This is a genomic window from Petrocella sp., assembly GCF_059865615.1.
This window is the reverse complement of the sequence record NZ_JCBCDA010000001.1, coordinates 21,066-40,911: the sequence shown is the minus strand read 5'-3', so window position 1 is coordinate 40,911 and position 19,846 is coordinate 21,066. Positions and strand designations below refer to the sequence as shown.

The 19,846-nt window shown below is 32.5% G+C and carries 20 protein-coding genes and 1 pseudogene; 3 read left to right on the top strand and 18 right to left on the bottom strand.

What is annotated here, in order from left to right:
• Window positions 1-56 precede the first annotated feature (56 nt).
• Window positions 57-947: a 16S rRNA (adenine(1518)-N(6)/adenine(1519)-N(6))-dimethyltransferase RsmA gene (gene rsmA, locus AC6F8J_RS00185; RefSeq protein ID WP_500720233.1), complete on the bottom strand. Its 891-nt coding sequence runs from the start codon at window positions 945-947 to the stop codon at window positions 57-59.
• 34 nt (window positions 948-981) lie between these two features.
• Window positions 982-1,515, bottom strand: coding sequence for an HD domain-containing phosphohydrolase (locus tag AC6F8J_RS00180; protein ID WP_500720206.1), 534 nt, complete (start codon window positions 1,513-1,515; stop codon window positions 982-984).
• Between the two features lie 190 nt (window positions 1,516-1,705).
• Here AC6F8J_RS00180 and AC6F8J_RS00175 point away from each other — a divergent pair, with 190 nt between their 5' ends.
• Window positions 1,706-2,002, top strand: coding sequence for a metalloregulator ArsR/SmtB family transcription factor (locus AC6F8J_RS00175; RefSeq protein ID WP_500720205.1), 297 nt, complete (start codon window positions 1,706-1,708; stop codon window positions 2,000-2,002).
• 15 nt (window positions 2,003-2,017) lie between these two features.
• On the opposite strand, the gene AC6F8J_RS00170 is transcribed toward AC6F8J_RS00175, so the two are convergent.
• The 4 genes from AC6F8J_RS00170 to AC6F8J_RS00155 are packed head-to-tail and all read right to left on the bottom strand — an operon-like array spanning window position 2,018 to window position 5,008.
• Window positions 2,018-2,815, bottom strand: a complete 798-nt coding sequence (locus tag AC6F8J_RS00170) for a Cof-type HAD-IIB family hydrolase (protein WP_500720203.1) — start codon at window positions 2,813-2,815, stop codon at window positions 2,018-2,020.
• Between the two features lie 25 nt (window positions 2,816-2,840).
• Window positions 2,841-3,347, bottom strand: coding sequence for a DUF4446 family protein (locus tag AC6F8J_RS00165; RefSeq protein WP_500720202.1), 507 nt, complete (start codon window positions 3,345-3,347; stop codon window positions 2,841-2,843).
• A gap of 13 nt (window positions 3,348-3,360) precedes the next feature.
• Window positions 3,361-4,239 (bottom strand): ParB/RepB/Spo0J family partition protein, encoded by an 879-nt coding sequence (locus AC6F8J_RS00160; RefSeq protein WP_500720201.1) that lies wholly within the window; start codon window positions 4,237-4,239, stop codon window positions 3,361-3,363.
• 1 nt (window position 4,240) lies between these two features.
• Entirely contained in the window at window positions 4,241-5,008 is a 768-nt protein-coding gene (locus AC6F8J_RS00155; protein ID WP_500720199.1) for an AAA family ATPase, read from the bottom strand.
• Window positions 5,009-5,267: 259 nt separating this feature from the next.
• On the opposite strand from AC6F8J_RS00155, the pseudogene AC6F8J_RS00150 reads away from it, so the two are divergent.
• Window positions 5,268-6,994 (top strand): annotated as a pseudogene (locus AC6F8J_RS00150) (IS1634 family transposase).
• A 1,360-nt stretch (window positions 6,995-8,354) separates the two neighbouring features.
• On the opposite strand, the gene AC6F8J_RS00145 reads toward AC6F8J_RS00150, so the two are convergent.
• Window positions 8,355-9,002 carry a response regulator gene (locus tag AC6F8J_RS00145; protein ID WP_500720198.1) on the bottom strand — a complete coding sequence of 216 codons (648 nt, stop codon included), beginning with the start codon at window positions 9,000-9,002 and terminating at the stop codon, window positions 8,355-8,357.
• Window positions 8,995-10,170 (bottom strand): histidine kinase, encoded by a 1,176-nt coding sequence (locus AC6F8J_RS00140; protein WP_500720197.1) that lies wholly within the window; start codon window positions 10,168-10,170, stop codon window positions 8,995-8,997. Before AC6F8J_RS00140 ends, AC6F8J_RS00145 begins: the two co-directional genes overlap by 8 nt.
• A 311-nt stretch (window positions 10,171-10,481) precedes the next feature.
• Between AC6F8J_RS00140 and AC6F8J_RS00135 the strand changes: the two genes are divergently transcribed.
• Window positions 10,482-11,426 (top strand): alpha/beta fold hydrolase, encoded by a 945-nt coding sequence (locus tag AC6F8J_RS00135; RefSeq protein ID WP_500720194.1) that lies wholly within the window; start codon window positions 10,482-10,484, stop codon window positions 11,424-11,426.
• 120 nt (window positions 11,427-11,546) lie between these two features.
• On the opposite strand, the gene AC6F8J_RS00130 is transcribed toward AC6F8J_RS00135, so the two are convergent.
• From AC6F8J_RS00130 to rpmH, 10 genes are all read right to left on the bottom strand, one after another.
• A complete protein-coding gene (locus tag AC6F8J_RS00130) occupies window positions 11,547-11,996 on the bottom strand; it encodes a GNAT family N-acetyltransferase (protein WP_500720193.1) in 450 nt (149 codons plus the stop codon).
• Window positions 11,997-12,002: 6 nt separating this feature from the next.
• Window positions 12,003-12,809, bottom strand: a complete 807-nt coding sequence (locus tag AC6F8J_RS00125; protein ID WP_500720191.1) for a ParB/RepB/Spo0J family partition protein — start codon at window positions 12,807-12,809, stop codon at window positions 12,003-12,005.
• A 75-nt stretch (window positions 12,810-12,884) separates the two neighbouring features.
• On the bottom strand, window positions 12,885-13,595 hold the full coding sequence (gene rsmG / locus AC6F8J_RS00120) for a 16S rRNA (guanine(527)-N(7))-methyltransferase RsmG (protein WP_500720190.1): 711 nt from the start codon (window positions 13,593-13,595) through the stop codon (window positions 12,885-12,887).
• Window positions 13,582-15,486 carry a tRNA uridine-5-carboxymethylaminomethyl(34) synthesis enzyme MnmG gene (gene mnmG, locus AC6F8J_RS00115; RefSeq protein ID WP_500720188.1) on the bottom strand — a complete coding sequence of 635 codons (1,905 nt, stop codon included), beginning with the start codon at window positions 15,484-15,486 and terminating at the stop codon, window positions 13,582-13,584. Before mnmG ends, rsmG begins: the two co-directional genes overlap by 14 nt.
• Before the next feature lie 31 nt (window positions 15,487-15,517).
• Window positions 15,518-16,903, bottom strand: coding sequence for a tRNA uridine-5-carboxymethylaminomethyl(34) synthesis GTPase MnmE (gene mnmE / locus AC6F8J_RS00110; RefSeq protein ID WP_500720187.1), 1,386 nt, complete (start codon window positions 16,901-16,903; stop codon window positions 15,518-15,520).
• Between the two features lie 61 nt (window positions 16,904-16,964).
• The gene (jag, locus tag AC6F8J_RS00105) at window positions 16,965-17,657 is read right to left on the bottom strand and encodes an RNA-binding cell elongation regulator Jag/EloR (protein WP_500720185.1); all 693 of its coding nucleotides are present in this window, start codon (window positions 17,655-17,657) and stop codon (window positions 16,965-16,967) included.
• A gap of 15 nt (window positions 17,658-17,672) precedes the next feature.
• A complete protein-coding gene (locus AC6F8J_RS00100) occupies window positions 17,673-18,632 on the bottom strand; it encodes a membrane protein insertase YidC (RefSeq protein ID WP_500720184.1) in 960 nt (319 codons plus the stop codon).
• Window positions 18,633-18,670: 38 nt separating this feature from the next.
• Entirely contained in the window at window positions 18,671-18,880 is a 210-nt protein-coding gene (yidD, locus tag AC6F8J_RS00095; protein ID WP_500720182.1) for a membrane protein insertion efficiency factor YidD, read from the bottom strand.
• A 59-nt stretch (window positions 18,881-18,939) separates the two neighbouring features.
• Window positions 18,940-19,278 (bottom strand): ribonuclease P protein component, encoded by a 339-nt coding sequence (gene rnpA, locus AC6F8J_RS00090; protein ID WP_500720180.1) that lies wholly within the window; start codon window positions 19,276-19,278, stop codon window positions 18,940-18,942.
• 37 nt (window positions 19,279-19,315) lie between these two features.
• A complete protein-coding gene (gene rpmH, locus AC6F8J_RS00085; protein WP_275842328.1) occupies window positions 19,316-19,450 on the bottom strand; it encodes a 50S ribosomal protein L34 in 135 nt (44 codons plus the stop codon).
• Window positions 19,451-19,846: the final 396 nt, after the last annotated feature.

Below are 19,846 nucleotides of genomic sequence, written 5' to 3'. Positions count from 1 at the left end.
TGTAATCTGTACATGTTAAATAATATCTCGTTTTTCTCTTAGATAGCAAAAAGCCATCACTTAAGTGATGGCTTTTTGCTATCTAAGTCTGCGAGCTTTATTAGTTTATTCGTAATCTGTGCATACTGATTAAGATTTAATGCTTCACCTCGAATTCTAACATCTAAATCCAAGGTCTCAAGTACATGTATAACTTGGTTTTTATCAAATTGAGGCTGGCTGTTAGTTAGACTATTAATCAATGTCTTTCTTCTTTGAGCAAACCCTCCCTTAATAATTTTGAAAAGAGTTGCTTCATCTATAACTGATACAGAAGGTGTCATGCGTCTTGTTAGTTTAATAACTGCCGAACTTACATTAGGTTTAGGCATAAAACAATCCGGTTTAACCATAGTAACCAATTCTGTTTGGGCATAATAGCTTGTTGCTAGAGACAGTGCACCATACGCCTTAGTCCCTGGAACCGCATCCATTCGTTCTGCCACTTCCTTTTGTATCATGACAGTAATGGAAGTTATTGGTAGCCTTTTTTCTAATAGATTCATAATAATGGGTGTTGTTATATAATATGGAAGATTCGCAACAACTTTAATCCGATTTACACCTTCTTCGGAAATTAGCTTATTAATATCTAACTTTAAAATATCCTCATTAATAATTCTTACGTTATCATAACCACTTAAAGTATCTTCTAGTACCGGTATTAACTTCTTATCTATCTCGATAGCTATTACTTTTTTGGCCGACTCTGCCATGGCTTGCGTTAGGCTACCTATTCCAGGACCAATTTCCAATACAACATCTTCTTTTGTAAGGGATGCACCTTGAATAATCTTATCTATAATATTGGAGTCAATTAAAAAATTCTGTCCAAATCTTTTTTGAAAATTAAATCCGTACTTTTCAATAATTGCCTTAGTTTCGCTTATATTTGCAATTCTTTTGATCAATTTATCCTCTTTCCTATGTCACCAAGATCTCTTAAAAATTGATTCTGGTTGTACTTACGACTTCTTTAAATACAGTCATGATTTTGGGGTCGAATTGGTCTTCTTCTTTTGACATGATTAAAATAGCCTCTTTTTTTGAATAGTCTTCCCTAAAAGGCCTTTTTTCAAGTAATGCATAGAAAACATCACATATCTTTAGTATTCTTGCACCTAAAGGTATTAATTCTCCTTTAAGTTTATCCGGATAACCTGAGCCATCATAATTCTCATGATGATGCATAATACTGCTTAAGACTTCATTGGATACATGACTTGCTTGTAAAAGCATTTGTGTACTTTTTATTGTATGTTGTTTTACATACTCATATTCATCATTGGTAAGGTCTCTTGAACTGCCGAAAACCTCGTTGTCCATAGATAGTTTACCCATATCAATAAATAAACCCGAAACCGCTACACTTTGACACATTTCTTCATCTAAGTCCATGCTATAGGCTAATTTTTCCGCTAGCTTACTTACTCTAATATTATGTTGAATAATTTCATAGGTTCCTTTTATGTTCATAAGACGCCTCCATTAAATTAGATCTCTTACAGCTAGGTCCTTCAGTATTACAGGCTTATTATAACAAACATATAATATTATTAACACTGTTATTTACATCGTCTGATTTATTTGATACAATTAAAATGTTCTATTTATTAGTATATTATGATATTTAAAAAATTTATATAAACTTTGATGAGGTGTTATTATGGAATTAGAAACATATAATGAAGTGGCTGAGTTATTAAAGGTTCTAGGTCATCCCGCAAGGCTATGCATAGTAGATGGTTTACTTGAGAATCCCGGATGTAATGTAACTTTTATGCAGAGTTGCCTAAGTATACCCCAATCGACTGTATCCCAACATCTAGCCAAGTTAAAAGCTGCACATATCATCGAAGGAAAACGTGAAGGACTGGAAATTAAGTATAAGGTCGTTAACCCTATGGCCATTGTTCTAGTAGAAGTCTTGCTTAAAAATCACCCACCATCACCCTTAAAGTAAAGGTTGATTTTTGTATCATTTAATGAATTTTTCATATACTTCCCATATAGCATTTTGATTATTTTCTGACTCTGTAATATAGTCCGCTGTAACCTTAACACCTTCATGGGCATTTTTTATGGCTATACCAAGACCAGCATATTTTATCATGGATACATCATTGAATCCATCACCAATAGCAACGACTTCTTCTTGTTTAATACCTAAGCTTTCAGCTAAATTTTTTACAGCCAAACCTTTATTTGCTTCCTTATGAAGAACTTCTATATAATGAGATTTGGAATAGAAAATATTAAATGTATCATCAAACTTTGCCATTAACTCAAGTCGTAATTCTTCTAGTGCCTCTCCAGCAACATGATTATAGAGCACTTTTATACTCTCTTTCACTTCCTTAAGATCACTTACTACCTTTACTTGCAATCCTGATAGCTTTTCATATTGTTGGGTTTTCTCTGTATATTTCTCAACCATAATCTCATCCATGTAAAGCTGTGTATCAATGTTATGTTGTCGACCAGCTTCTATTAATTCTTTTAGATCTTCTCCTGAAATTGGTTTATAGAATACTCTTTCACCATCAAGGCGGTCTATGACCGCACCATTATAAGAGATAATATAGTCTTCTTTTTCATGTACGCCGACGTCCTTAACATATTTCATCATAGAAGCCTTTGCTCTACCAGAGCAAAATACAACATGTATGCCCATCTTTTCCATTTCTATAATTGCTTTTTTATTGTCTTCACTAATTTCAAGATGATCATTTAATAATGTATCATCTAAGTCTATCGCCAGTAATTTATATTTCATAATATGCCTCTCTTAATCTCATTTATTAACACAGTCTAAATTTGTCAATAGCCATTTTAATAGTATCTTGTTCTTCTTTTGATAGTGCCTGCTCTGTCTTGCCTTTAATAATCTGTTTGGTAAAGAGATGACTACCCTCTCTTGTATTTATAGAATTTAATAAGAAACCATCTAAATTCTTATTTATTAGCACAATAACAGCGCTTAACTTACCTCCCATACCACCAAATGCATCGTATTTATGCATTGCAACACTTTCAAATGTCTTATTAAGGCTTTTATATATTTTTCTAATATCATCTTGAATAATCATCTTATCATTCATTAAGTTCTTAATACTTTCTTGATTGTTGATTAAGACATCTTCAATGTTAATTTCAGAGCTTAAAGATGTAAAACGTCTATACTTTTTCTTTAAGCGAGATATCGTAATAAATTGTATTAAAGTAGTTAATATTAGCAATGATGCAACGATGATTAAAATCGCAATAATATCTGTTGTATAGATGTTAATATATTGATATATTTCCATGTGCAATCTCCTATTAATCCTGTATTGTATGTATTAACTCTAATATTCTATTCAGTTCATCTTTGGAATAGTATTCTATCTCGATTTTTCCCACTTGTTCTGTTTTTTTAAGAATGGATACCTTTGTACCAAAAATTTTCTTTACATCATCCTCTATCTTTTTATAAACGGGATCAAGGGCAGATAAGGCTGTATCTTTTTTAACTTTTTTACTAGGATTAAAATGATTTTTAATAAGCTTTTCTGTTTCTCTTACACTGAGCTTTTCATCAAAAACTCTTGTTGCAATATCAAGTTGGGCATTTTGATCTTCTATCCTTAGCAAGGCTCTTGCATGACCACTTGATATCATTTCATCAATAATCATCTGTTGTACTTGTTTACAAAGATTTAGCAATCTTAAAGTGTTCGCAATTGCAGATCTGCTTTTTGATACCTTCTCGGCTATCTCATCTTGCTTAAGAGAAAACTCTCCAATCAAACGTTGATAAGCTAAAGCTTCTTCAATAGGATTTAGATTTTCTCTTTGAATATTTTCTATAAGGGATACTTCAAGAATCATTTCATCCGAATAATCTTTGACAATAACCGGTACTTCCTTAAGACCTGCTATTTTTGCCGCCCGCCATCTACGCTCACCGGCTATGATTTCATAATATTTATCCTTTTTTATAACAATCAATGGTTGAATAATACCATATTGGGTAATAGAATCCGCCAGCTCATGCAATGCATCCTCTTCAAAAACTTTCCTAGGTTGTTCTCTATTAGGCTCTATATTAGATATTCTTATATTTAAAGTACCACTTTTTCCATGGTCCAGTATTTCATCTTCAAGTTCGTCAGAAATAAGTGCATTCAACCCCTGACCCAGTCCTCTTTTTTTAGCCATGTTATACTCTCCTTTCAATGACTTCATCTGCCAATAGTCGGTAGCTTTCTGCACCTTTAGAATTAGAATCGTACAGGTTTATAGGTAAACCATAACTTGGTGCTTCTCCAAGTCTTACATTTCTTGGTATGATGGTTTGATATATATTCGTACGTCTAAGTTCTTTTTTTACTTCTTCAACAACCTGTATGGATAAATTTGTTCTTGCATCATACATCGTGAAAACTACACCTTCGATTTCTAAATCGGGATTGAGACGTTTTTTTACTAAATTAATTGTATGCATGAGTTGAGATAGTCCTTCAAGAGCAAAGAACTCACATTGAATAGGTACTAAAACTGTGTCTGCTGCTGTTAATGCATTCACTGTAAGTATGCTTAAGGACGGTGGACAATCAATAATAATGAAATCATACTCCAAAACAATAGTTTTGAGTATTTTTTTCATAATAAAGCTGTTTTCTTTTAAACCTATTAGTTCAACCTCCGCGCCGGCTAACTCTACATTCGCTGGTATCAAAGACAGATTGTCATAGATGTTTACCATAACGGTCTCTTCTAGTGACTGCGTACCGAGAAGTAGTTCATAGGTCGTGTTCTTTAGTTTGGTTTTGTCAATACCTAATCCTCTAGTTGTATTTCCTTGAGGATCAATGTCCAGTGTTAAAACTTTTTTCTTTTTTTCTGCGAGACAGGCCGAAAGATTAATCGCTGTCGTTGTTTTGCCAACCCCACCTTTCTGATTGGCAATCGCTATAATTCTACCCATATTCTACACCTGCTCTCATTTTCTTTTCTAATTATAGCACATTCACTTCAACTATTCATTATGTTTCACGTGAAACATTAGAAATCATCTTTAAAGTTCCAATCAATTGTTTCACGTGAAACCGGGTCTTTGACAGTTGCATAATCAAAAAAACGCTTAAAGCCTTGATAGGGCTTATTTTTTTTGTCAAATTTTGGAATTAATTGTTGCGTAATGTATCGTAAGTAATATAATATAAGATATTGGAGGTGTTTTGATTATGAGATTATTATATTCAAATTCTAAAAATGCTACTTCACTTTACGTGATAAAGGATATTATAGAAAATAATAAACGTACTACTAAGATTGTTGAAAAACTTGGAACTATTAAAGAGTTAGAGAAAAAACTGAATGGACAGGATCCTGAGGAATGGGCAAAAAAATATGTGGAAGAACTTATTAAAAAAGATAAAGAAGAGAAACGGGAAATCATTGTAAAACATTCCCCTACAAAGCTTATCACCAAAGGTGAGCAACATTTTTTTAACGGCAGTTACCTATTTCTACAAAAAATATACTATGAGCTTGGACTTCACAAAATATGTAAGGAAATATCTCAAAAATATAAAATTGATTTTGATCTTAACGCCATACTCTCACGGTTAATTTATGGCAGAATTATCTTCCCTTCGTCCAAACTTGCAACCAATCAGCTTTCTAAAAAGTTTATAGAACAGCCTAATTTGATCTACATCAAATATATAGAGCTCTTGAAGTTCTTGCTAAGGAGACAGACTTTATACAATCTTCATTATATGAAAATAGTCTGAAAATTTCTAAGAGGAACACCAATGTGCTTTACTATGATTGTACCAACTACTTCTTTGAAATAGAGCAAGAGAAAGGTAAGAAACGATACGGGGTCGGTAAGGACCACAAACCAAATCCGATTGTTAAAATGGGCTTATTTATGGATGGAGATGGTATCCCCCTTACATTTAGTATCTATAGTGGCAATACAAATGAGCAAACAACTCTTAAACCACTAGAGGAAAAAATTCTTAAAGACTTTGAGCTATCAAAGTTTATTGTCTGTACAGATGCCGGATTATCTTCAACGGACAATCGTAAATTTAACAATAAAGATGGTAGGGCTTTTATTACAACACAGTCTATCAAAAAGCTAAAAAAACATCTGAAACAATGGGCACTTGATACGACAGGCTGCCATCTTCCCGGAACTGATAAAACCTATGATATTAGCCTATGCGATCAGGATGAAACGGCCTATGAAAAATATAAAACGGTAACCTTTTACAAGGAACGTTGGATAAAAGAGGATGGTCTCGAACAGAAACTGATTGTTACTTATTCCTTAAAATACAAAGATTATCAAAGACGGATTCGAAATGGGCAGTTAGAACGTGCTGCTAAACTGATTGCAGATAGACCCTCTAATATTAAAAAGAAAAATCAAAATGATTATAAACGTTTCATCTCATCCACTAATGTAACAAAAGATGGAGAAATAGCTGATAAAGCCATCTATAGCATAGATGAAACTGCAATCGCCAAAGAAGAAATGTATGATGGCTTTTATGGTGTTTGCACAAATCTTGACGACGATCCTAATGAAATAGCTAAGGTGAATCATAGAAGATGGGAAATAGAAGAATGTTTTAGAATTATGAAAAGTGAGTTTAAAGCAAGACCAGTATTCCTAAGCAACGATGACAGGATAGAAGCACATTTCACCACTTGTTTTATAGCTCTAATGATTTACAGATTCCTCGAAAAGAAGCTTCATGAACAATTTACATGCCATGAAATTATGAAAGAATTACGAGAAATGAATTTTAAAGAAATTAAGAGGGAAGGTTATGAACCAATCTACACAAGAGCTGATTTTACCGATGCTTTACATGAAGCTTTCGGTTTTCGCACGGATTATCAGATTGTTACTACTCAAAAGATGAAAAATATTTTCAAAGAAACAAAAAAATAGAAACATTACGCACTTTTTGAACCAACATGAAATCCTGCAAAACCTTTAGTATCAAGATTCTACAGGATTTTTATTTTTATCAACTGTCAAAGATAGGATTATAGCACATTCACTTCAACTATTCATTATGTTTCACGTGAAACAATTGAAACTCATAGTATAAAGACTCATCGTTATACATCATCCCATGATAACTTTTTTGTGAAATTAGATAGTATTGATTGAACAAAAATACTCCGTACTTTATTTTTTAAAATAACTTTGGATTTAATATAAAATTCACCACCTTCATCCCACTTCTTTTGTACCACCCAAGTCTTGAGTTCACTTCTTTATAAATAGCTTCGTGATTGAATTTGCATCCATTTCGCTTTTGCAGTAAATACTACTTTTTTGAAAAGTCGTATGACTTTCTTTCTCCAACAAGTTCCTCCTCATTTCAAAGTTGCTTAATCTTAAAATTGGATTACTTCTGTTCTTTATTCCATCTCCATTACAGATGCTTCAAAACTACTACATCAGAATCTGCCCCATGCTTGCATCGGTGCCTTATCTTGTGGTTCTTCCACTAGACTTATTCCAGATTAACGACAACCCCTTTGTTTTAATGGAATCGCTATGCTTTCGACACCTTCATAAGCGGTTCACTTCTTCAATCATCTCCTTAATACTCACCTGATAATTCTCGACTGCCTTTTCCTTAAGGCTCATACCATGGCTTTTGGCCACAACGCCTTAAGGTAGTTTGAAACCTCCACCTGGATAGCGATTTCGGTGGCTTACCACTATCGTCTGCGTATCTTACGAAACGCAGTCCTCGTTGCTCCAATTCTTTATCTAACTTATCTAAATAGATGTTGGATCATACAATGAATTAGGTTTATTGTTGAACTGTCATTTATTAGAAAATTCATACATATCACTCCTCTAGATACAAACAATATCCCTCGGTTACGAACCTACTATGACCTCCTCTGACTCCCTCCCTAAACCTTTTTTGACCATATCTTTTAACAAGTGGGTAGGAGTCCCCTAAGGTAAGACACTAATCTTTCATTCCACAACCCCTTGATTTACAACTTCGGTTTACATTTATCATTTGAGCTTAAGTTTCTTGAGCAACCTCACCCACCTAATCGCCTTATCAAGTTTCTGTTCGTAGGGTTAAGAATTTTGCTACACCACTTCCTTCATCCATACCATTACTGATACCAACTTGTGGTTCGCTACACTTGGCGATAAACACCCGTGGCTAGATTAGTACTATGCCTGGCACACAAAAAAAGCCTCTAAGACATTATTCTTAGAGGCTTTTTTACTGGTTTTATGAATTTATCGTCAATAACATTAGTTGAAACTTCTAAAATAATTCTACAATAGCATTCTTTATTGCAAACACAGCAGCTTGCGTACGATCGGAAACTTCTATCTTCTTAAAAATATTAGATACGTGATTCTTAACTGTTTTTTCACTTATACATAATCTGTGGGCAATTTCTTTGTTAAGTAAGCCCTCAGTAATTAATTTAAGGACTTCTATTTCTCGTTTTGTTAATCTCGTATTATGTGCCGAACCAGTTTCCTCATTATTCATTTTTTTAAACAACAAAGATGCCATATTGGGTTGTATATAAGTTTCACCTACATAAACCGAACGAATGGCGCGTATAAGAACATCTGATTCAGAGTCCTTTAAAACATATCCTTTTACACCGATTTCTACAGCCTTATACAGGTATTCAACTTCATTGTGAATCGTTAATATTATTATGTTTGCACTAATATCATTTTGCTTCAAATAGGTTAAAACTTCAAGTCCATTACGCTCAGGCATATTAATGTCCAATAGAACAACATCGGGACTATATTCAATAATCTTTTCTATTGTTTCATTACCATTTCCTGCTTGAGCCACAACAATAATATCTTCTTCTAATTCTACTAATTGTTTTAAGCCTTCTCTTACCATAGAATGATCATCGGCTATCATAATTCTAATTTTACTCATCTCTCTCCTCCTTATTAATCAAGGGAACCCTTATATGTATTGAAGTACCTCTTCCTATTCTTGATACAATTTGAAAGTCACTGGATAAAAGATTCGCCCTTTCGCGCATCATAGACATTCCAAAACCTTTATTGTCTTTTAGACTCAACTTCATGTCACCAACCTCAAATCCAATACCATTATCCGTTATTTCAAGTTCTATACCAGTATCTTCGTATGTTAAATCTACACAAACTCTTGTGGCTTTAGAATACTTTAAAACATTATTCAGAGCTTCTTGTGTAATGCGGTATAAGGTTAAATTAACAACGGGATCAATTTCTTCTGTCTTATAATCATCACATTCCATTACATTAAACTCAATACTAAATCCCAAATCTTCACTCATTTTTTCAATAAGTCGTTCTATGGTTGGTATTAGACCGAGGTCATCAATCGACATCGGACGAAGGTTGTAAATCATGCGTCGGGTCTCATCTATAGTTCCTCTAATGTACATCTTTAAAGTCTGAAGTTCTAATTTTGTACGATCAATGTCAATATCCAACAATTTAATGCATAATTCTGTCTTTATAATGAGATTGGATAAACCTTGGGCCGGGCCATCGTGCATGTCTCTAGCTATTCTTTGTCTCTCTATCTCTTGAGCTTCTATTACTTTAAGGCCCCAAATTTCCTTATTCTGAATATCATCTATCTTTTCGGTTATTTTCTTCAGATCACCCGAAAGTACACTATAAGCTATTTCAAAATTATAAGAAAGTTTATCTGCTTTTTCAGATATTTTACGCACATATTTCAAATGTAACTCCAGTTCATTTCTTCTTTTGATTAAATTCATTTCTCTTTCTTTTTCCACAGCCAAGTCAACCCTCAACTTATCTGTGGCTTCATATATTTGCTGCATTTCTTCTTGGCTATAATTGCTAAAATTCTTATTGACCATTAAAAGCTTAGACTTGGACAATTTATACTTCTTTTCTAAAAAATCAACTCGATCAATCAGGTCAGTAGCTTCAATTTTTAGACGTAAAAACTCTTCTTCAAGCTCAAGATATTCTTGCCTTGCATAATCACTGATGTCTTTTATTTCTTTCACACTGTCCTTAATAGAATCAATGGTTTTGTCAATGATTTCGTCCAACTGATTAAACTGTTTCTTATACATGGTCACATTCCTTCATAGTAGGTTTTCATATGGTTAAAGTGTCAAAACCATAAAGTTGAACTTGTTACTTAAAATATATAGTTATGCAAGCATCAACATAACCTATATCTTGTAAGTAACAAGAGAAACCTAGTCTTGACACTTTAACCTTTCATATAATTATATCACTTTTTCAACATGGTGTACAAGGTTATGATATATTATTATCTTTATTTTTGAGTAATTGCAGGTTTACTATTGAAATAAAAATGATTTTCGGCCATAATAGTAGTAGTCAACATATTCTACTTGCTTTGAAGGGAGTTATTCTTTTGAAAAAATTTTCTCAAAAATTATTGCTTATAGGTTTTGGTACTTGCCTTCTGTTTTTATATAACCGACTAATTTTCTCAGTCTCCACTATAAAAGAGAAGTTATTCCATAGTCGGGCCCATTATTATCAATGGAAATTTGGCAAAATTTTCTATACGGTTCAAGGGAAAGGATCTAGCCTTCTTCTTATCCACGATACTTCCGCTGATAGTTCTTCTTTTGAATACAATAAGCTTATTGATTCATTGGCAAAAAAATACCGTGTATATGCCATAGATTTAATTGGCTATGGTAAATCGGATAAGCCAAAAATCACATACACTGCTTATCTTTTTGTTCAATTGCTCGTAGATTTTAGAAAAAATGTTATTCGGGAAAAAACCTCAGTTTTAACAAGTGGTAGAAGTAATGCCTATGCAACAATGGCTTGTTATCAAAATCCTGATGATTTTAATAGTTTAGTCTTTATAAACCCCGGAAGTTTTAATGAGCTTGCAAAAAATCCTAAACGTAAAGATAAACTTAATAAGTTCTTAATTGAATTGCCAATTATTGGTACAAGCTTTTATAATATTATATTTTCAAAGCTGATGATTCGAAGAAGTCTAAAACAAAAATTTTATAATCCTATGCATCTTAAATTAAACTATATTGATTCTTTAAGAGAAGCTGCCCATCTAAGTGGTAGCGCTTCTAAGTACACTTATGCTTCTGACTTATGCCATTTTAATAATGTTAATATCAAGGAGGCAATATCAAAAATTAACAATAATATTTTTATAATTCAAGGTACACGAATTATAGGTGATTATGAAGCTATCCTCTATGACTATAAGTTCCTAAATCCAGCTATTGAGGTTTCAACTATTGATCGTACTAAAAACTATCCACATTTAGAAAAACCTGAATCTACGTTAGAAATTCTTATGATATATCTTCATTAAAAATTATTGTTTAAAACTATTCATCTTATTTGTAAAAGAAAGACAAGCGCTTATATACGTTTATCTTTCTTTTATTACATCAAAATTATCTGATATTGATATGCTTTTTTAACTTTATTTCTATTGACAACTTTTTTGCAAACTTTTTTGATCAACCACCATTTTTATGTGCTCAATACCTTCTTCATAAAAAGGTTCCCTTATCGGTATAAAGCCAATGCCCTCATAAAATCCTTGTACTGACAGTTGTGCATGTACCTCAACTTCGTCTGCACCAATGCTAAAAGCTCGATCTATGAGCATTCTTACAACAAGATCACCATAATTATTGCCTCTGTGGTCCTTCAAAACCGCTACGCGTCCGATTAAAAATACCTCATTTATAAAGATCAATCTTCCTGTAGCAACAGGTAAGTCATCTTTCATTACTACAACATGATGGGCAAAATAATCATAAAAATCGCGTTCATACTGGATGTCTACACCTTGTTCCTCTGTAAACACTTTATATCTTATATCGCCACTTAACTGCAGAGCTTCATTTCCAAATACATATCGTGCTTCTATCATATATTCTTAATCCTCAATAGGAATTCGTATACTAATTTCATACGCTTCCTCTGTCTGCTTAATTTGATAATTAATATCTATTCCCGATTGTTTTACTATATCTACAGCTTGTTTAATAGTATTGGTAAATAAGCGAATATCTTTTAAATAACCTTTTACCATAGCTTTTTCTAAGACTTCTTCTTTATTTAAACTTTGATTGGCCAATATTTTACTAACGAGCTTTTCGCTTTGACTTACATTTAATTTTTCATTAATCATTCGTTCTAAAAGTACCAGCTGATCTTCTTCATTTTCAAGCTTCAATAATATTCTGCCATGGCGCTCCGTTAAATCAGCATTTAATAATACCTCTTGTACTTTTTGGGAAAGATTAAGTAATCTTAGTTTATTGGCTATGGTTGATTGACTCTTCCCTAGTTGATTTGCCAGTTCTTGTTGTTTTAATCCATAGTTTGAAATAAGTTGAGCAAACCCTTTAGCTTCTTCAATATAATTCAGGTTCTCGCGCTGTAGATTTTCAATTAGTGCAAGTATGGCACTGTCTTTTTCTGTAACATTTATTATTAATGCTGGAATACTCGTCATATACAATAATTTAGCTGCTCTTAATCTTCTTTCACCAGCCACTAACTCATATTGATTTGTTTCGATTAGTCGAACGCTAATAGGCTGCATAATACCGTACAATCTTATTGATTCTGCTAATTCAGATAGCATATCATCATCGAATCTATACCTAGGCTGATTAGGGTTAGGTCTTATGGATTCTATAGGTATTTGAAATACTTGATAAGATAAATCCGGATTCATTAAATAACCACCTTTATAAACATTGTTTGTCATTTCTTCATTATTATAGCATAGAAGTTATTTCCTGGGAAATAATTATAAGGGTTTCTTTAATGGTTTTCCTGAACGTCTTGGGTACCTCATATCTGTTTCAAATACTTTTCTTATCATTACAAAACCTCGATCTGTATTAGCATCTAATGATACATTTTCAACGACAAGTTCCAACATTCCTCCTAAAATATGTATGGCATTCTTACTTTGATCCAGTTCCTCAAGAGTTTTATTTCCTTTATAAGAAATAAAGAGACCCTTGTTAGAAATGAAAGGCAAACAATACTCACACAAAACATTTAACTGACTAACGGCCCGAGATACACACAAATCAAAAGATTCACGTAATTCTGTTCTAGCGAGATCTTCAGCACGACCATGTATCGCATAAATATTACTTAAGTCAAGTTTTTTTATAATATGATTTAAAAATACAACTCGCTTATTTAAAGCATCTAACAAAACAACCTCAATATGAGGGTATACTATTTTGAGTGGGATGCCAGGAAAACCAGCACCAGTTCCCACATCAATTAATTTTTTTACATCTTTGTAGTCCATCACTTTTGTTGAAAGAACACTATCCACGAAATGTTTTGAAAGAACTGCATCCTCTTCTAAGATGGTTGTTAAATTTATTTTATCGCTCCATAAGATAAGTTCACTATAGTAAATAGAAAACTGTTTTGCTTGCTGATCACTTAGATTAATACCAATAACTTTAAAACTTTCTATAATTTTATTTATGTTCATTATCATTTCCTATCTTAGATCTATATTGTTCTAAATATACCAATAACACGGATATATCTGCAGGAGAAACACCTGAAATACGAGATGCTTGTCCGATTGATATGGGTCTTACCGTATTCAATTTCTGTTTTGCTTCAAGTCTAAGGCTATAGACTTCATCGTAATTTATGGTTTCAGGTATATATTTCTGCTCTAGTTTTTTAAACTGTTCCACTTGTAGTTCTTGTCGTTTGATATAACCTTCATACTTTAATATTATCTCAACTTGTTCTATGATATCAGCTTCTAAAGGTAACCTTTCTATATCAATAACCCCTAATGATATATAATCAATTTCTGGCCTTTTTAGTAATTCTCCTAGGGTAGCACCAGATTTTAGAGGTGTACTGCCTCTCTCTTTCAAATAAGTTAAAACCTTCGGTTTTACACCAACTGTTGTATTTTTTAATCTTTTTACTTCTTGTTCAATTGCCCTTCTTTTAGCACAAAATTTTGCATACCGTAAATCTGTAATTAATCCAACCTTAAAACCAATATCTGTTAATCTTAAATCTGCATTATCTTGTCTTAACAACAATCTATACTCAGCTCTAGATGTCATCATTCTATATGGTTCTTTTGTTCCTTTTGTTACAAGATCATCTATCAAAACGCCAATATAGGCTTCTGAACGATTGATTACTACCATGTCTTTATGTAAAACTCTTTGCCCTGCATTTATACCCGCAATCAATCCTTGTGCAGCAGCTTCTTCATAACCAGAACTACCATTAAATTGGCCTGCACTAAATAAACCTTTAATTTCTTTGAACTCTAAAGTTGGATTTAACTGTAAAGAATCGATGCAATCGTATTCAATGGCATAGCCTGTTCTCATTATTTGACAATTTTCCATTCCTGGTATGGTTCTTAACATTGCTTTTTGAACATCTTCCGGTAAAGAGCTTGACATGCCTTGTACATACATTTCAGATGTATCTTCACCTTCCGGTTCAAGAAAGACTTGATGACGTTCTTTATCTGCAAATCTTACAACTTTATCCTCTATGGAAGGGCAATATCTTGGGCCCGTACCCTCAATGACACCGCTATAAAGTGGTGATCTACTTAAATTCTCTCTTATCTTTTCATGGGTGGCTGTATTGGTATAAGCAAGCCAACAAGGTATTTGTTCTCTTTCTATGTCTGATGAACTATTCTCAAAAGAAAATGGTACTACTTTTAAATCACCGTCTTGCGCTTCCATTTTGGTGAAGTCTATGGTGTTAGCATCAACTCTTGCTGGCGTCCCAGTTTTGAATCTATACATATTAATCCCATTTTTTTTAAGTACATCTGTTAAGTAGTTGGCCGCTTGAAGGCCATTGGGGCCACTATTTATTTCAACTTCTCCGTAGATACATTTTGCTTTAAGATAGGTTCCTGTAGCAATAATCACTGCCTTACCTTCATATATGGTGCCAGAAACAGTTTTTATACCTTTAACTTCCTGATTCTCAACTATAATATCCACAACTTCTGATTGACGTATATGTAAGTTCTCTTGTTGTTCTAAAGTCCTCTTCATTGTATAGGCATACTTATGTTTATCAGCCTGGGCTCGTAATGAATGAACAGCAGGTCCTTTTCCTGTATTTAACATCCTAGACTGAAGATATGTTTTATCAATGTTTCTGCCCATTTCTCCGCCTAAAGCATCTATTTCTCGTACCAAATGTCCTTTTGAGGTTCCACCTATACTAGGGTTACAAGGCAACATAGCTATACTATCTAAATTCACAGCAAATAATATGGTTTTAATACCTCGCCTTGCGCTTGCCAAAGCTGCCTCACAACCTGCATGACCACCACCTACAACAATTACTTCATATATTTCATTATTACTTATCATTATGTACTCCAATCTAATCAATAGTATGAGATTATTTACCTAAGCAGAAACGACTGAATATTTCTTTTATCATATCCTCATTAACTGTATCACCTGTTATAATACCTATGTTCTCATAAGCGTTTTTCAAATCTATAGACCAGCAATCTTCCGGCATCTTATTTTTAATTGACGCCAGTACCTCATTTAAACTAAGCAAAGCTTTTTCTAATGCATTCTTATGTCTTACATTTGTTATGTAAAGATCATTATTTACATCAATTTCACCAAGGTAAAACATATTCTTAATAGCATTTTCAAGTGCATCTATACCTTCTATATTTTTGGCAGAAATATCAATCATATAGCCATGATTTAATATAGCCTCTATGCTTTTTCGATCAATTTTTTCATCTAAATCCATCTTATTGAAAAGACAAATAACTTCTCTATCCTTAATTAATTCTATGATATGTAAATCTTCTTCATCCAAAGCTCTTGAAGCATCCAATACAAAAATTATTAAATCCGCTTCCTCAAGTTTTGATTTTGATCTCTGTATACCAATTTTTTCTATTTGATCTTCGGTTATTCTTATACCCGCTGTATCAACCAGCTTTAAAGGTATACCATGAATATTCATATATTCTTCTAATACGTCTCTGGTAGTACCTGGAATGTCTGTTACAATTGCTCTATCTTCTTTTAACATCGCATTAAGTAAAGAGGACTTGCCTACATTTGGCTTTCCTATTATCGCAGTACTTATGCCTTCTCTAATTAATTTTCCACTATCATAAGATTGCATCAATTCATAAATATCTTTAATAATTTTTTCAATATCTACTTTTACTTTGCTCTCGTTTAGTGCTTCTATATCATACTCCGGATAATCAATAGAAGCTTCTATATGTGCTATTAAATGAATTAATTGATTCATAATAAAAACTATCTTTTTACTTAATTGTCCATTGAGTTGGTTAACAGATGACTTTAAAGATAATTGAGTTTTTGAATTGATGATATCAATAACTGCCTCCGCCTGAGATAAATCAATACGTCCATTCATAAAAGCTCTTTTTGTAAATTCTCCTGGTTCAGAAAGCCTAGCTCCCATGGTCAAAACAAGCTTAAGAACATTCTCAAGTATCATAATTCCACCATGACAATTAATTTCTACCACATCTTCACGTGTGAAACTATGTGGCCCTTTCATAACAGATACGATAACTTCATCTATAATTTCATCGGTAGCTGGCATTATAATATGACCATAATGAATGGTATGAGACTTAACATGATCTAATTTTAAATTATTATGAACTGATTTGAAAATTTTATTGACGATTGCAATACTATCACCACCACTAATACGTATAATTCCTATACCTGAAGGGGATAAAGCTGTTGCAATGGAACAAATAGTATCATTTAACATATTAAGCTCCTTTATCTAATAAAACCCATGCCTTAGCATGGGTTTTTTGTTTCTGTATAAATTACGGCTTCTTTATAACTCTCTTATGATTGGTTTTTGACCCAGTAGATTCTTTTGGCTTATTCGTATTTTTTGATGATGGTGTTATGACAACTTTTCTATAAGGTTCATCACCTTCACTATGCGTTTCAACATTATTATTATTTTGTAAAGTTGAATGTATAATACGTCGCTCATAAGGATTCATAGGCTCTAATATAAATTTTCTCTTCGTAATTTTTACCTTATGTGCCAAATTCTTAGCCAAAGTTTCCAAAGTCTCTTTACGTCGATCTCTATAGTTTTCTGTGTCTAACTTAACACGTATATAACTATCTGCTTCTTTGTTTACAACCAAACTGACTAAATATTGTAAAGAATCTAATGTCTGTCCTCTTTTACCAATCAGTACACCCATACTAGGTCCACTTAAATCCACAGTCATATTGTTATGGTCATCTAAAGTAACCTGAATATTTACTTCAATATTCATTTTTTGAAATACTTCTTCTAAAAAGTCATAAGCAACTTGTTCAACATTGATTTTCTTATATACTCGGACTTTTGCTAACTTATTACTAAAAATACTCATTAAACCGCTAGGTCCTTTTTCAATAACTTCTACCGTAACCTGATCACTAGTAGCACCCATTTCAACCAGCGCTTCGGTTATAGCGTCTTCTACAGTTTTCGCTTGCTTCTCAACATACTTCATGAAGACCAATCCCTCCTATTTTTTCTCTTTATCTTTTAAATGACCATTAATGACAACTTGTTGTGCCCATTGGAATATACTACTAGCTAACCAATATAAGCCTAAACCTGCAGGCATTGTTGAAACAAAAAATGCCGTAATAAGTGGCATGGTGTACAACATGGATTTTTGTGTTGAATTCTGTTCTGTTGCAGCCGATGTTGTACTTGACTTCATAACCATGAATTGTACCACAACATTTAATAATGGTAGTAAAATTCCAATAGACATCAAGTTTGGTTTGTCTGCCAAATTTATTCCTAAAAACATATACATTTCTGTGATTTTTTCTAAGCTAGGTGTTATAAGATGAGCAACAGAGTTGAATTGTTCAATAAAAATTGTCCATTGCTCAGAACTGAATTTTGCCAAAACATCAATAACCATTGGAATTTTTGCTATATCAAAATTCTTTACCATTACTTCACTGGCCCATTGAGATAGTATGCTTTCAGATCCTTCTACAGGAACAACAATATGAGCAATATCTTCATATATTAAGCCTATACTTTTTATATAGGCCGGTAAATTTCTAAGTACCTGAAACAATGCAATAATAATTGGGAACTGTACCAAAACAGGGAGACAACCACCAAAAGGGCTTACACCGTGCTCTTTATATAGCTGGTTCATTTCCATTTGAAATTTCTGCTGAGATTCGGGATCTTTTTTGTTTTTATATTTATCTTGTATTTTTTTTAACTCAGGCTGTATTTTTTGCATTTCCTGCATTGATTTTTGTTGTTTAAATGCAAGAGGTAACATTAAGGTTCTAACAATTAAAGTAAATACAATAATACTTATACCTAAAGATTTGATGCCCATATTATTAAAAATATTATAAATTGTGTCCATAATAATGCCAAATAACTGAGCTATAGGCCCAATTATAAATGTTGTGTTTTGAGTGAGTAAAACCATGTGATCTAAAAACATGAATGAATCCTCCTAATTATAGTTACCTATATATTCTTTTACTTAAGTGGATCAAAACCACCTTTTGCAAAAGGATGACATCGTAATATCCTTTTGATAGATAAATAGCTTCCCTTTACAAATCCATATTTTTCATAGGCCTCCAAGGCATACATCGAACAAGTTGGTATATATATACAACTGGATTTTGTCATAGGTGATATGAACTTTCTATAAAACAGAACAATACCAATAGCAATTTTTCTCATTATACCATCTTTTCTCAAATAAATGAATTAATCCTATCATATCGAATTATAGTAGGATTTTAAAGTACTAATATTTTATTGAGTTTAGCCAAGTGCATTAATGCGCTTTCAATTTCATGATAATTGTTACCTTTTGCTGTATTTCTGGCGATAACTATGATATCGAAACCAATGCTGTATGATTTTGCATTCAACCTATAGGCTTCTTTTATAAGTCTTTTGACACGATGCCTAATTACACTATTACCTACTTTTTTACTGACAGAAATACCCAGTCTATTAATATTTCCATTATTCTTGATCACATACATGATTAACAATTTATTGGCTTTTGATTTTCCGGTTTGATAAACTTTTACAAATTCATTGTTTTTTAATGCTCTAATTTTATCACTCATAATTGAATATAAGAATAAAAGGCCACATAAATGCGGCCTATGCTGACAATTTCTTTCTGCCTTTAGCTCTTCTTCTAGCTAAAACATTTCTACCGCTCTTATTTTTCATTCTTTTTCGAAAGCCATGTTCTCTACTTCTCTGTCTTTTTTTAGGCTGATAAGTTCTTTTCATTGATATGCACCTCCTTATATAGTTCGTAAAAGCTATATCAAATTAATAATTATAATTAATTTGCTAAAATTGTTGCTTCAAAAGCACCATTTCAATTATAGTCACAAAACACTTAAGAGTCAAGAAAAAAAAAATTAAATAATTTTTATTTAGCTTATCCACATAAAAATAACAATCATTTGGTTTATTGTGGATAACTTGTTAAAATGTATTTATCCACATCATCAATAAAATATGTGGATAAACCCTTGTTTTTATTCTTATATTCTGTTTATTAATCTTTATATATACTACAAAATTCCCTTTAAAATAAGCGGTTATGACAATTTTAATAACTATTAAGTGTATGGTGTGTATAACCATAGTATAAAATAATTATACACACTTTCCACATTT